General features: G+C 64.9%; 26 protein-coding genes. 14 read left to right on the top strand and 12 right to left on the bottom strand.

What is annotated here, in order from left to right; all coding sequences use genetic code 11:
- Positions 1–143: 143 nt before the first annotated feature.
- The 9 genes from KDB67_RS20950 to KDB67_RS20910 form a co-directional block, all read right to left on the bottom strand.
- Positions 144–992 carry a hypothetical protein gene (locus tag KDB67_RS20950; protein ID WP_291020256.1) on the bottom strand — a complete coding sequence of 283 codons (849 nt, stop codon included), beginning with the start codon at positions 990–992 and terminating at the stop codon, positions 144–146.
- Positions 993–1155: 163 nt separating this feature from the next.
- Positions 1156–1365, bottom strand: a complete 210-nt coding sequence (locus tag KDB67_RS20945; protein ID WP_291020253.1) for a hypothetical protein — start codon at positions 1363–1365, stop codon at positions 1156–1158.
- Complete coding sequence (locus KDB67_RS20940; RefSeq protein WP_324383781.1) at positions 1362–1574, bottom strand: XRE family transcriptional regulator; 213 nt, start codon at positions 1572–1574, stop codon at positions 1362–1364. The genes KDB67_RS20945 and KDB67_RS20940 overlap by 4 nt, the downstream gene beginning before the upstream one ends.
- Positions 1564–1716: a hypothetical protein gene (locus KDB67_RS20935; protein WP_291020249.1), complete on the bottom strand. Its 153-nt coding sequence runs from the start codon at positions 1714–1716 to the stop codon at positions 1564–1566. The genes KDB67_RS20940 and KDB67_RS20935 overlap by 11 nt, the downstream gene beginning before the upstream one ends.
- Before the next feature lie 83 nt (positions 1717–1799).
- Positions 1800–1925, bottom strand: a complete 126-nt coding sequence (locus KDB67_RS20930) for a hypothetical protein (RefSeq protein ID WP_291020246.1) — start codon at positions 1923–1925, stop codon at positions 1800–1802.
- Positions 1926–2001: 76 nt separating this feature from the next.
- Positions 2002–2220 carry a hypothetical protein gene (locus KDB67_RS20925; protein ID WP_291020244.1) on the bottom strand — a complete coding sequence of 73 codons (219 nt, stop codon included), beginning with the start codon at positions 2218–2220 and terminating at the stop codon, positions 2002–2004.
- A gap of 20 nt (positions 2221–2240) precedes the next feature.
- The gene (locus KDB67_RS20920) at positions 2241–3218 is read right to left on the bottom strand and encodes a hypothetical protein (protein ID WP_291020242.1); all 978 of its coding nucleotides are present in this window, start codon (positions 3216–3218) and stop codon (positions 2241–2243) included.
- On the bottom strand, positions 3215–3709 hold the full coding sequence (locus KDB67_RS20915; RefSeq protein ID WP_291020239.1) for a hypothetical protein: 495 nt from the start codon (positions 3707–3709) through the stop codon (positions 3215–3217). Before KDB67_RS20915 ends, KDB67_RS20920 begins: the two co-directional genes overlap by 4 nt.
- A complete protein-coding gene (locus tag KDB67_RS20910) occupies positions 3706–4521 on the bottom strand; it encodes a hypothetical protein (RefSeq protein ID WP_291020236.1) in 816 nt (271 codons plus the stop codon). The genes KDB67_RS20915 and KDB67_RS20910 overlap by 4 nt, the downstream gene beginning before the upstream one ends.
- Positions 4522–4643: 122 nt before the next feature.
- On the opposite strand from KDB67_RS20910, the gene KDB67_RS20905 reads away from it, so the two are divergent.
- Positions 4644–4925 (top strand): helix-turn-helix transcriptional regulator, encoded by a 282-nt coding sequence (locus KDB67_RS20905; protein WP_333716401.1) that lies wholly within the window; start codon positions 4644–4646, stop codon positions 4923–4925.
- Between the two features lie 69 nt (positions 4926–4994).
- Here the strand turns inward: KDB67_RS20905 and KDB67_RS20900 are convergent, their stop codons facing one another.
- Entirely contained in the window at positions 4995–5654 is a 660-nt protein-coding gene (locus tag KDB67_RS20900; RefSeq protein ID WP_291020231.1) for a hypothetical protein, read from the bottom strand.
- A gap of 222 nt (positions 5655–5876) precedes the next feature.
- Here KDB67_RS20900 and KDB67_RS20895 point away from each other — a divergent pair, with 222 nt between their 5' ends.
- Together KDB67_RS20895 and KDB67_RS20890 are read left to right on the top strand one after the other, a co-directional pair.
- On the top strand, positions 5877–6101 hold the full coding sequence (locus KDB67_RS20895) for a hypothetical protein (protein WP_291020228.1): 225 nt from the start codon (positions 5877–5879) through the stop codon (positions 6099–6101).
- A complete protein-coding gene (locus tag KDB67_RS20890) occupies positions 6098–6298 on the top strand; it encodes a hypothetical protein (protein ID WP_291020226.1) in 201 nt (66 codons plus the stop codon). The genes KDB67_RS20895 and KDB67_RS20890 overlap by 4 nt, the downstream gene beginning before the upstream one ends.
- Before the next feature lie 68 nt (positions 6299–6366).
- Here KDB67_RS20890 and KDB67_RS20885 read toward each other — a convergent pair whose 3' ends face one another.
- Positions 6367–6609 (bottom strand): hypothetical protein, encoded by a 243-nt coding sequence (locus KDB67_RS20885; protein ID WP_291020224.1) that lies wholly within the window; start codon positions 6607–6609, stop codon positions 6367–6369.
- Between the two features lie 503 nt (positions 6610–7112).
- Here KDB67_RS20885 and KDB67_RS20880 point away from each other — a divergent pair.
- The 11 genes from KDB67_RS20880 (at position 7113) to KDB67_RS20830 (ending at position 10623) form a co-directional block, all read left to right on the top strand.
- The gene (locus tag KDB67_RS20880) at positions 7113–7397 is read left to right on the top strand and encodes a hypothetical protein (protein ID WP_291020222.1); all 285 of its coding nucleotides are present in this window, start codon (positions 7113–7115) and stop codon (positions 7395–7397) included.
- Entirely contained in the window at positions 7394–7630 is a 237-nt protein-coding gene (locus tag KDB67_RS20875; RefSeq protein WP_291020221.1) for a hypothetical protein, read from the top strand. Before KDB67_RS20880 ends, KDB67_RS20875 begins: the two co-directional genes overlap by 4 nt.
- 16 nt (positions 7631–7646) lie before the next feature.
- Entirely contained in the window at positions 7647–8525 is an 879-nt protein-coding gene (locus KDB67_RS20870) for an SPFH domain-containing protein (RefSeq protein ID WP_291020218.1), read from the top strand.
- A gap of 86 nt (positions 8526–8611) precedes the next feature.
- Complete coding sequence (locus KDB67_RS20865; protein ID WP_291020215.1) at positions 8612–8806, top strand: hypothetical protein; 195 nt, start codon at positions 8612–8614, stop codon at positions 8804–8806.
- Positions 8803–9057 (top strand): hypothetical protein, encoded by a 255-nt coding sequence (locus KDB67_RS20860; protein WP_291020212.1) that lies wholly within the window; start codon positions 8803–8805, stop codon positions 9055–9057. The genes KDB67_RS20865 and KDB67_RS20860 overlap by 4 nt, the downstream gene beginning before the upstream one ends.
- On the top strand, positions 9057–9287 hold the full coding sequence (locus KDB67_RS20855) for a hypothetical protein (protein WP_291020209.1): 231 nt from the start codon (positions 9057–9059) through the stop codon (positions 9285–9287). The genes KDB67_RS20860 and KDB67_RS20855 overlap by 1 nt, the downstream gene beginning before the upstream one ends.
- Positions 9284–9634, top strand: a complete 351-nt coding sequence (locus KDB67_RS20850; protein WP_291020206.1) for a hypothetical protein — start codon at positions 9284–9286, stop codon at positions 9632–9634. Before KDB67_RS20855 ends, KDB67_RS20850 begins: the two co-directional genes overlap by 4 nt.
- Positions 9631–9861, top strand: coding sequence for a hypothetical protein (locus tag KDB67_RS20845; RefSeq protein WP_291020204.1), 231 nt, complete (start codon positions 9631–9633; stop codon positions 9859–9861). Before KDB67_RS20850 ends, KDB67_RS20845 begins: the two co-directional genes overlap by 4 nt.
- The gene (locus KDB67_RS20840) at positions 9861–10091 is read left to right on the top strand and encodes a hypothetical protein (protein ID WP_291020201.1); all 231 of its coding nucleotides are present in this window, start codon (positions 9861–9863) and stop codon (positions 10089–10091) included. Before KDB67_RS20845 ends, KDB67_RS20840 begins: the two co-directional genes overlap by 1 nt.
- Positions 10088–10318 carry a hypothetical protein gene (locus KDB67_RS20835; protein ID WP_291020198.1) on the top strand — a complete coding sequence of 77 codons (231 nt, stop codon included), beginning with the start codon at positions 10088–10090 and terminating at the stop codon, positions 10316–10318. The genes KDB67_RS20840 and KDB67_RS20835 overlap by 4 nt, the downstream gene beginning before the upstream one ends.
- On the top strand, positions 10315–10623 hold the full coding sequence (locus KDB67_RS20830) for a hypothetical protein (RefSeq protein WP_291020195.1): 309 nt from the start codon (positions 10315–10317) through the stop codon (positions 10621–10623). The genes KDB67_RS20835 and KDB67_RS20830 overlap by 4 nt, the downstream gene beginning before the upstream one ends.
- Positions 10624–10779: 156 nt before the next feature.
- Here the strand turns inward: KDB67_RS20830 and KDB67_RS20825 are convergent, their stop codons facing one another.
- On the bottom strand, positions 10780–10992 hold the full coding sequence (locus tag KDB67_RS20825) for a hypothetical protein (protein WP_291020192.1): 213 nt from the start codon (positions 10990–10992) through the stop codon (positions 10780–10782).
- Between the last annotated feature and the right edge of the window lie 202 nt (positions 10993–11194).

Raw genomic sequence — 11194 nt, 5'->3', positions numbered from 1 at the left:
GGTCGGACTGATCGGTGGAATACTGGCGGTCGCCGACTGAACCGGTCACCTGACCGGTGTAGGCCGGACGTCAAGCGAGGACCCCCAGCGCCTTATTCGCCGGGGGTCCTCGTCGGTGTCTACCTCACTGCGGCTCGGCCAGGTCAGGCGCGGGCCATCCCCCGCTCGAATCGGAGTTCGGTTCCAGCTCGCTGCTCGATGTCATGAAGGTCGGCGACTTCGGCGGACAGGACCGCATCCTTCATCTGTGTGAACGTCGATCCGCGGCTGAGTCCGAGGCGGTCGAGTGTGTTGCCTCCGACGAGTGCGCCGTCGGCTAACGGTATCGACCACACCATGTCGCCTTCGGCGTGGCACAGCACCGCGCAGCCACCCGGGCCAAATTGGTCAGCGATCCATTCCACCGTGTCGGATGGTTCCACGGCGATCAGGAGTCGTTCGCCGGTGATGAGCTGGGGTTGCCGTAGGCGGATGTCTTCGGGGTAGCCGTCCGCGACCGATCCCGCTACTCGCGATGCAGTCGCTTCGCGGCTGTCGCTGTCGTCGCGGAACACCGCCCACCGGATGAGGTACTCGTTGCCGTTGGGGTCGGTCATGGCGTGTTGCTCGTGCACGTGCACACCCGGGTCGTGCATGCGGCGGGTGGCTCCGGCGAATCCGAGGATCGCGTCGGTGTCACGCAGGAGTTCGGTCGCGGTCCGGCGGCCGCCTACGAGGCCGGGGATCTGAGGCGACCTGAGGGACATGGCGTAGTCGGGGCCGTAGTCGGTGTAGACCAGGTGCAGGCTCCGCCTGCCGGAGATGATCGCGCCCAGAGTGCGTGAGTCCTTCAGCCACAGGCGAGTTTCGTGTGGTGTGAATCCGAGGAACTCGTACAGCGAGAGGTCAGGGCCTTCTCCGTCGTGCCAGCGGTCGACCCAGTCATCGATGTCCTCGCGGTCGGCTCGGCCGGCGAGGCAGGCGTCGACGAACGTGGTGTGTGTTTCAGACATCGATCTTCCTCCCTCTCACTGGTTCACCGATTCTCTCACCTGTGACAACCTTGTCACCCGAACGAACTACCATCGGCAATGCGAGGTGCGAACGGACCTTGAGCAAGCTTTTATGCAAGCAACCTGCTCGAGTTCCTCGATCCGGTTACTCGTCCTCGCTCGCCTACTCGTCCTCGCTCGCCTGCTCGTCCTCGCTCGCCTGCTCGTCGTCCTCCCGGTGCCGGCGGATCGTGACCACCGAGACCGCGGCCAGCACGACGCCGATGACGGCGAATAGGGCGGCCATGATGTGGTCGCCGTTGGTGGCGGCCAGCACGGCGGCGATGAGTACGAGCACGGCGCCGATCACGCCGATGAGGTCGTTCCTGGTCATGGTGCACCTTTCGTGGTGCGTGGGTGGTTGGACCGGTTGCCCGGGCCGGGCCGGTTGGCGTTCCACTCGTCGATGGTCTCGGGGAGCCAGCCGCGGGTCTTGCCGATCAGGGCGTCGGGTTCGGGCATCTTGTAGCGGCTGATCGCCGAGCGGTCGATTCCGAGCCGCTCGGCGACCTCCGACGCCGATAGGTAGCGGCTAGGCGCCACGATGAGCCCTGGCTGCCACGATCGCCGTGCCGAGCGCCGCGGCGCCCAGCAGCGCCCATGCGAGCGGCGGCTGATCGGTGAGCGCCAGCGCCGCGGCGCCGAGGGCGAACACGGTCACGCTGGTGATGTCAGATCTGGTCATGACGGTGGACCTTCCGAGTTGGGGTCTAGTCTGGGCGGGAGGCCCCCGGTTGGTATCAGCTACCGGGGTCCTCCCTTGTCGGACTACTTGCGCTTCTTGCGTTTCCGCTTCCGGCGCTTGCGGTCCTCCGAGATTCTTCGGAAGAACTCTGCCCATCCCAGTGAGATGGTGAGCAGTCCGATGATCTCGGTCCAACTCGGTGGGTCCATGCGCACCTCCTTTCTGACTCCATTCTATCAATCTGATTGACAGTATGCAACCGGGTGATGCACAGGCGGACAAGAACTACCCCTCGTCCGAGGACTGCGCCTGAGACTGGCCCCATTGCGGACTGATGCCTCCGGCGGGCCGGAACAGCTTGGTCGCCTCGGGATCGGATCGGCGCATGATCTCGTCGAGGATCTGCCGGTTCGTCGCACTCTCCAGCAGGTGCGGGACGCCGGCGGATGAGGCCTCGTCGGCGGTGACGTACTCGGTCTGCACGAGTGCATCGACCGGATTCATCTCGTACACGCGAGCCCGGATTAGTCGGTCAGCGTTGGCTGATCCCCTCTGGCGCTCGATGCAACGACCGAGTTGAGCTCGTATGAGGGTCGCGTCCTCTTCTCGTTCCGACGCTTGCGGACTGTGACAACGACGCGAGCGGTCACGTTGTGGCCTGTCAGGTCTCGTACCTCGTTGATCAGGTCGCCGGAAACGGCGCCGGCGATTTCTCGTTCGTCGGGTTGGCCCTTGTTGATGATGAGGTAGAAGACGCGTCGCGTCGCGCGGAAGCCGTCGAGGTAGCCGTGCACGGTCTCGGTTCTCGCCGACATCTCGGGAGTGGCGAGGTAGTCGTCAATTTCGGTGGCCGTCGCCTTTGTCAGCACGGATCGCCGGACGTTGTTGCCCTCACCGGGGACTGATAGTTCCAGCGCTATGCCGTCGGGCACGACTGCTGCAGCCTTGCTGATGGCTTGTACTGCCTGGCGGATCAGTGGGTGCGCACCGAAGATGCCTTGGAGTGAGTCGTGGTCGGTGGCTTCGCGTGGCAGTGTGTCGACGAGTTCACGCAATGCCGGTGCGGCGGCAGTGCTCACCTGGAATCCGGGGAGCATTGACGGTTCCGCCGGGACCCGGAATACGATCATGTTCCCGACCACTGTCGGCTGTGGTAGAGGTGCCATGGCGCGGTCGACGGAGGTGATATCCGAGAGCACCCGTGCTGGTTTGCGTTGCCACTTGGCAATGCCGGCGGCGGCCTGGTGGACGGCGCGTTGCAATGTGCCGGAGGTGTAGCTGTCGATGCCGTTGATGTTGCCGCGAAGGTGGACACTCAGGGTGTCAGCGAACCCGAGGTCTTCGCCGGTCATCTGTTTCCAGCCGGCCACGATCGTGGATCGTTCGTATGCCTGGATGAGTTCGCGGTCCTCGGGCGTGAGGTCGGGGTCATCGATGGGGTTCGTGAGTAGTTCGTCGCGGAGCTGGGCCAGGTGGTGGTAGCGGTCAGGGTCGACGCTCATAGGTGCACCTCCACGAATCCGACTGCGCGGCCCAGGTTGGGTATGTGACCGAGCCTCTCGTATTCGAAGGGGAGCTTCTCGGGCCGAATCTGGTCAGTATGGACCAGACCACTGACAGGGTGGAGGTCTTCGACCCCGATCAGCCGCGGGTGGCCGACGATCACTGACCGCAAGGACAGGACGCGGTCGAATCGGGCCTTCTTGAGGTTGCGGAGGAAGTCGGCGACTGTGCGGCAGATGTAGACGACCTCGACGTGTTCGGGTGGGGTCATCGATCTGCTGATGAAGTCGCCCCCGATCCAGGTCCTTGCCGGACCGAACTCCGCGGTGAGCATGTCCAGGTGCATGGCCAGCGCTCGGTAGATGCGGTCGCGGGCCTGTCTGTTCGGGGCGCCGTCGACGAACGAGTCGTAGACATCTGCGAGTTGCACGACGGTCGGTAGCGGGGTGGCCGGCAGATATCCGTCGTCATCGACAGTCAGGATGGTCACTCGTTCTCGCTCCCCTGCTCGTCGTCCTCGCCGGTGACTTTTTCCTGCTGCTGGCCGTCCTGGGACTGTTGTTGGCCTTGGTCGGTGCGAGTGGCGACAAGCTGTCGCCGAAGCTCCTTGACACGAACAGCATCGCGTTCCTGGAGAACCTCGTGATACTTGCGTTTCATCTGCATGATCAAGGTTCGGCTACCGATCATGGCGGCAGCAGCTCGGTCGGCGAGGTCTGATGCGACATCGATATTGTCGGCGGCCTCAAGCGGCAACCCCGTGGGCATGTCCGAACGCACACGGTCGAGGCGCACTGCCAGCTCAATGATCGGGTCGAACTGCATCATGCCGCTGCCCAGGAACACGATCGGCCCGGTGAGCGGTTCCTTGTCGCGCCCGAGGCTCCATGTCTCGGCCTCGGTCGCGACCTGCTGACGTTGCTGCGGACTGAGCGAGGCCATCACTTCCGCACCGACAGCAGCAGCACGAGCGGCATTGGTCGCTTCCTCGATCGTCATACCGCCGAGCTGTGGGTGGCGGGCCGCGCTGACGGTCGGTTCGCCGCCGGCGAGGATGTCGTCGATACTCCCGGGCTCCCACCGGAGTGCACGTTCGACCTGGCCATACGCCTTGGCACCGAGCTTGCGATTGCCGTTCTCAAGGTCGGTAAGAACCCGGTACGTCAGGTCGATGTTGTCTTCGAATGCCTCGCGTGTCGCCCATCCGAGGCGCTTCCGCTGAGCAACCACGGCACGCCCAAGACGCACCAAACCTTCCGATTTCATGCCGTTACCTTGCCTGAAACGAGGAGAAACATCCATCTCGCCGCGTTCCGGTTTTGGGCCTAATTCCCGGGAACACAAACGCGTAATCACATCGCTGGAAGACCGACCTACCAGGCACTATGCATGAAATAGGCACCGTTTCCGGTTTCTAGGTTGGCATGTTCCGAATCGTTTCCTACTCTCTAGGCATGACTTCGGAACCAAATCGGCACGACGATCCGGTGCGGGTTGGAGCGACGATCCGAGCGCTTCGCGAGAAGGACGGCTGGGCCCTCGGAAAGTTCGCTGTCGCCGTGGGCACCACGCACCCTCACATGTCGAATATCGAGGCTGGCCGGAAGCGGTGCACTCCCACCATGGCCCGCCGCATCGCTGACACGTTAGGCGTCCCTCTCGCTGCCATCACCACCTCCCTCGCCGTCGAAGAGATCGCAGGGTGACCGGCGTGAGTATCGAACTCGTAGTCGGCGTCATTGCGTTGGTGATCGCGTTGGTGGCATTCAAGACGATTATCGCCGCGGGAAACCCTGCATCGTCACCTCGTTCGCCGTATCGCGACGCTGAGGCTTCCACTTCCCCTGGGCGAACCAGCGCAGGGCAAGACCGTTCTCGGGAGTCCGGTCTGGACCCCACCGCAGCCAGCACTGGTACGTCCAGTTCCGAAAACGCCCCGTCCAACGGTGCCACCGGAAGTACTCCCCGCCCGCGGTTCGGCCCCGCAAACGGCTACACCAGCATCCGCATTTCTCGGGAAGAAGGCGGATTCTGATGGCGCCGGACCTCACCGAGTTGCCTTCCGGGAGTATCCAGGTGGCCAGGAAGTACAAGTCGCGGGCTTCGTCGTCGGTGTACCGGACTTCACCGCTTAGCGGTTCGTCGGTGTTGTCCAGGCGAGGGAGCTTTTCCCACAGTCGTTCCCGGACCTTGCCGGTGTTGTCGGCAATGTGTCCGGTGACGTCGGCGAATTGCCCTGGCCCGGACACGCTGACCGAGTACCCGAATCTGCGGGTGACCTCGCCATCGGCGAAGTGCTGCCCGCGTGGCCAGCATCCGACATCCAGTGACCGGCCTCGTGATTCGCGGGCTGTGCGCAACTGCTGCCAGGCGATGAAGAGTGTCGCTGAGGCGACTACCAGCGCGGTCAGTGCGATGGCGAGCGCAGCGTCCATCCAAGAACTCCCTACGTTGTGCGGGCTGGATACCCGTCATGTGGTCGGCGGGGTGTCTCCCTTCCTCGCCGGCAGTCACAGCGTAGGGGCCGGGTCCGACAGTCCCCGCCTTCTCCTGCGGGGCTGTCGGGCCGTCATGGCGACGAGGTCGCCGAATACGAAGTTGCCCGCCTCGACGGTGCGCGTCGGGTGGGCCAGAAACCAAGTAAGGAGCAAGGTTTCGTGACCAACCATACCGATTACTTCAGGCCGGATGCACTCCCGATCCATTACCGCGACGATGTCGCTGAGGTGTGTTCGCAGTCCGGCCATGGCCTCATGGCCGCGGGGTGTCCTCGGGGATGCTCGGGAGCCCTCATCCACTACTCCAACGACGGGCATCGTGACTGCGAAGACACGTCGGGGCTGTCGGGCCGTCCGCGCGGCGCGAAGGCGGTGTCGTCGTGACGGCCATCGATCTCGTCGGCACCGTGCCTCCGACCGCGGGTGCGCGTCTGGAGGTGCTTCGCGTTGACCGGACGTTCATCGAGGTGCATTCGTCGCCGGGGCGTGGGTCGGTGTCCGCGCAGATCGTGTTGACGGCCGATCAGGTGGCCGAGCTGATCGTCGCGCTCGGTGGGGTTGTGCCGAAGGTGGGTGCGTGATGACCGAGTTCCATATGACCAGCGACCTGACCCGATCCGATCAGCTTGATCTGTTGATCGAGTCGCAGCTACTGGTCGCCCGAATTCTGTTGGTGGTCAATCTCAAAAGCAATCGGGAAGCTGTGACTCAGGTTCAGGATGACCTGGCGTCCATCAGTGGTCGGTACCTCGAACAGCTTCGTCGACGTGGGCAGGTGCAGCCCGTCCATGACGGCGAGGATGGACTCGGCGACGTCGTGGGTGATCGGGTATCGGACACCGGTGTAGACGACGGCCGAGATCTGTCGGGTCGGGTCGACGGCATCGTTCATGAAGAGACTCCTTACGTTGCACGGGTTGGCGCCCGTTATGTGGCCGACGCGATCCACTCCTTGTCGCGTCGGTGGTTGCAGCGTAAGGGCCGGGTCCGACAGTCCCCGTCTGCTGATGCGGGGCTGTCGGACCGTCGGGGGCGGGCGGCAGTTGGTGCCGCTGCCCTGTTGGTGGCCGCCGGGGTGCTGGTCGTGCCTGCGCCGGCCTCGGATGCGGCTGCGGTGTATCGGCAGATCGCTTGTGCCCCTGGTGGCGAGGTCGTGTCGCAGAACTTCGGCTCGCCGACCGGTGGTGCGTCCCGGATCGACGGACCTCTCGGCGGTACCGGTTGGCAGTGTCGCACGTACACAACATCTTTCACCGGTTACATGCGGTTGGCGTCTCGCCGGGTGGGTGTGCCGCTCAAGTGTGAGGTGTGGCGCGGCGATCTGCGGATGGTGTGGGACGAGCGGCCGACGGCGGTCGGTTGCTACGTCCTCCCGTCGCAAGGGAGTCGGTCGTGATGCCGCGGGACGAGGTCGACGAGCGCTTGGCTGGGGATCTGGAGTTGGTGTCGCATTGCCATCGCACCGATGGCGCCGAGCTCGTCGTCGTGCGCCGCGAGCAAGCCACCCAGCTCACCGTCATCAACACCGCCGGTGTGTGGGCGCCGTTCGTCCTCGACGACGACCAGCGCCGGCAGTTAATCGGCGCGCTCGGTGGGGTGCCGGCCGAAGAAGAGACGTCGGTCGTCGGGGATGACGCGTGTCTCCCCGGCGACCTGACTCGCCGCGAGGTGTCGCGGTGATCGCCGAGGTGAAGGTTCGGTGGCCGGAAGGCGTGGCCGTGGTCAAGGCCTCGGGTCAGCGGATTCCGGCGCAGTTGCGGTTCACCGGAACAGATGCCGACGGCATGCAGCAGTTCGAGATCGCGGATGTGTCTGTGGTGCCTGGTGATCAGGTCCATGTGGCGGTGTTGCCGCCGAAAACATCGATCGTGTTCGGGCCCGTCGATTCTCGGCGGCCCGAAGAAATTGACTGAGGAAAGGACAGTGGTTGTGCCTGGTGTGTTTATCGCGTTCATCGTGTTGACGGTGCTCGCTGTGTTGGTGTCGTTGGTGGTGTTCGCCGCCTCACCTGCCGTTGCAAGTCCGTGGCGTGTGAAATGTGCTGCGTTGGTGTCGGTGTGGCTGGTTCCGTTGGTGGTGTTGGGGTGGGCGTCGTCGACGATTGTGTCGCCTCGGAATGTGGGTGTGACGACTCAGTTCGGTAAGCCGACTGGGGCGTTGTCGAATGGGTTTCACTGGAAGTCGCCGCTGGCGCGGGTGCGTGAGATGGATGGTGCGATTCAGACCGATTCGATCACCGTGAAGGATTCGTCGGGTGCTCGGGTGCGGTTGGGGAACAACTCGATGGCTGTGGTGGAGAACTCGGTGCAGTGGCGGATTCGTCAGGCCGCGGCGACCAAGCTGTATCTGGACTATCGGTCGTTCGAGAAGACCCGGGATCATCTGGTGCTCAAGCAGTTCCAGTCCGCTCTGAATGATGTGCTCGCCGAGTACAACCCGCTGGCTGGTTTGCGCGATGGGCTGAATGCGTCGCAGAACGACGACCTGGCTCGTCGGGTGTCCGAGGTGCTGCGGGACCGGATCGGTGGGCAGATCGAGGTGGTGCGCGTGTTGTTGCCGCTGATCCGGTTCGACGAGGACACCCAGAACAAGGTGAATGCGTTCAATTCCGAGGTCGCGAACACGCGTATCGCTGAGCAGCGCAAGCTGACCGCGGAGAAGGAAGCCGAAGCGAACCGTGTGCTGTCGGCGTCGGTGAGCAATGACCCGAACGTCCTGGTGTCCAAGTGCCTGGACATCGTGAAGGCGCGAGGTGGGTCTCCGGCCGGGTGTTGGCCCGGCACTGGCGTGATCGCCGGAATCAAGTAGGTCTCGGGCTCGAATCCCGGAAATGAGATGGCCGCCCGGTGCTGGCACACCGGACGGCCCGTGAAACTGAAAGGTCAACAGTTCCAATGAGTGACGATAGCAATCGAAGGCCGCCGATACGGCTGCGTACGTCGACGGGGCGCGTCGTCGACGAGATCCTGGAGTACCAGGCCGACTCCCCCACGCTGATGGCGCAGGTGCGGTACCGGGTCGGCAGTGCCAAGTTCGGGTTCGACGAAGACCTCTGGTTCGGCGTCGACGAGTTGATGGTGGTCGCGTGAACGGGCCGCGGCACTACCGCGAGGCCGAGGATCTGGTGCGCCGTTCCGGCGGTATCGGTGATCCGGAGATGGCGAAGATGTTTGTCGCGCAGGCGCAGGTGCATGCGATGCTCGCGCTCGCCGCCGCGTGTGGTGGGTCGATCGCGTCGTCGTGGCCGGTGCCGGGCGACGTGTTGCCGGGGAGCGAGCCTCGTTCGGCGGCCAGCGAGTTCCTTCTCGACGCCGGTGCGGCGTGGCGGGAGGTGTTGTGATGGCCGACGCGCAGTGGATGAGTGTGCGTGAGTGCGCCCGCTACATGGGTTGGGAGGGCGAGGGCACCGGTACCGGGCCGCATCCGCAGACCGTGTCGAGGTGGTGTGCGGCGCGCGTGTTGCGTGCCACGCAGGTGACGGTGCCGCGGGGCACGTATCGGATCGCTCGGGTGGATGCGGATGCGTTCATGCGCGCCCATCGCACGTCGCCGGATCGGAGGCCGGCGTGAGCGAGGTCGTCAGTTTCGTTGCGGGGATGGTTGTCGCGGTGCTCGTGTGGAAGTTCGTTGTGTGGCCCGCGATCCGGATGCTGCTGCGGTGGTGGCGGGATCGGCGGCCGGTGGTGGAGCCTCCCGGTCTGGTGTGGCCGGAGGGTGTTGCGGTGCGGCGTGCTTCGGGTGAGGTGGTGCCGGCGTCGTTGCGGTATGTCGGTCAGCGTGGCCGGTGTGGGTGTGGTGCTCCGATCCAGGTGTTCGAGGTGGTGGATGTGGTTGCGCGGCCGGGGGACGCGATCCTCGCCAAGGGCCCTGAGCACACCGGCTTGGACATCAATTTCGCCGAGGATGGTCGGTCATGAGCGTCGACGACTGGGATGGTTTGCCGCCGATCGCCGAGCGGCTCAACGAGTTTGAGCATCTGCTCGCCGGTGGGGTGTGGGCGGCCGCCGCGGCCACTCGAATCCCGGGCCTGCCCGACGATGTCGCCGCCGTTCGTGCCATCTATCACCGGATGAAACGGCCTCTGCCCCAGAAGCTTCAGCCTCTCAATTCGAATCAGGTTCTCCAGAGAAGGAAGTCTGCGTGATGATCACCCTGTTGGACGTTCTCATTCTCGTCGCGATCGGCGTGTTGATCGTGGCCGGGGTGTTCGGTCTCATTCTGTGCGCGTGCACGGGTGTGGTCGACCCGGACCGGGTGGGCCCCGACGACGAGATCCCGTATTACGTGATCCGCCGCGGCCGGTTCCGTGATCTGCCTCCGGCTCGCCCGTCGACCCCGCTCGATGTGCTCGGCGGTCGCGAGGACCGGCGGTGAGGCCGGTGGTCGTGGTGCGGCTGTTGATCGCCGCCGCCACGCTTGTGGTACTCGTCGGTGCCGGGATCGTGTGGGCCGGCGGTGCGCATGCCGCCGGCCGGGCGACTCCGCATCAGTATCGGCCGGTGCAGGTGCCGGTGCGCACGGCGTGGCCCGCTCGGATCGAGGTTCCCCCGCGCAGCATCGTGTGCGGGTTCCGGCTCATCGAGGGCGGGGGCCGGTCATGAGCACCGCATTCCTCGCTCTCACCGCCGATCAGCAGAGCGTCGTCGCTGAGCGGTTGGGTCGCACGTTGATCGGGCTCATCGCGCAGGCGGAGAAGGCGGATGCGTCGTGGTTGATCGGCCGCGACGCCGGCCGCCGGGCGGTGTCGATCAGCATCGACCAGGTCCGTCAGGGGGCTTTGCAGTGCAACCAGATCGATACCGAGGTCACCGCGATCGCGCCTGGTGATGTCGATGCGATCGTGCGCACCCTCGTCGATGACTGCGACAGCGTCGCTGATCGCATCGCCCGCGAGGAGTGGTCATGAGCGTCGTCGATCTGCTGCGGGGCGTGCTGTGAAGGGCGGGCAGGCCTCGCTCGTGCGGGCGCTCGGCGAGGTGCCGGAGTTGCCGGGGGCGTTGTGCCGGGGCCGGGGATCGTTGTTCGACGGTGCCCGGCCGCGTGAGCGGGCAGCGGATCTCGCTTATCGGCATGCGGCGGCCGTCGGGTTGTGTCGGCGGTGCCCCGAGTTGGGGGCGTGCCGGGCGTGGGTGGAGTCGGCGCCGAAGATCACTCGGGCGTGGTTGCTGACGAATGTGGTGGCCGGGCAGGTGCCGGAGAGCGCCAGTGATCCGACCTCGCCCAGCCGGGTGAAGACAAAGTGTTCGAAGGGGCATGTGTATGACGCGGCGAACACCTATGTCGATCCGAGTGGGCGTCGTCGGTGCCGCAAGTGCGGGTGCAAGAAATGACTGATCCGTTGGTGACGCTGATCGACGAGTCCGGGGTGCTCGACCCCGAATACCTTTCCCACCGTGCTGCGTTGGAGCGTGCGTGTGAGTCGTTGTGGCATGACCGGCCGTGGGTGATTGTCGATGCCGCCGGGAAGGTGATCGCCC

Origin of the sequence: Gordonia sp. (in: high G+C Gram-positive bacteria) (assembly GCF_020438995.1) — a bacterium.
Classification (GTDB): Bacteria; Actinomycetota; Actinomycetes; order Mycobacteriales; family Mycobacteriaceae; genus Gordonia.
The sequence above is the reverse complement of the archived record's forward strand: the minus strand, read 5'-3'. Positions and strand labels throughout refer to the sequence as shown.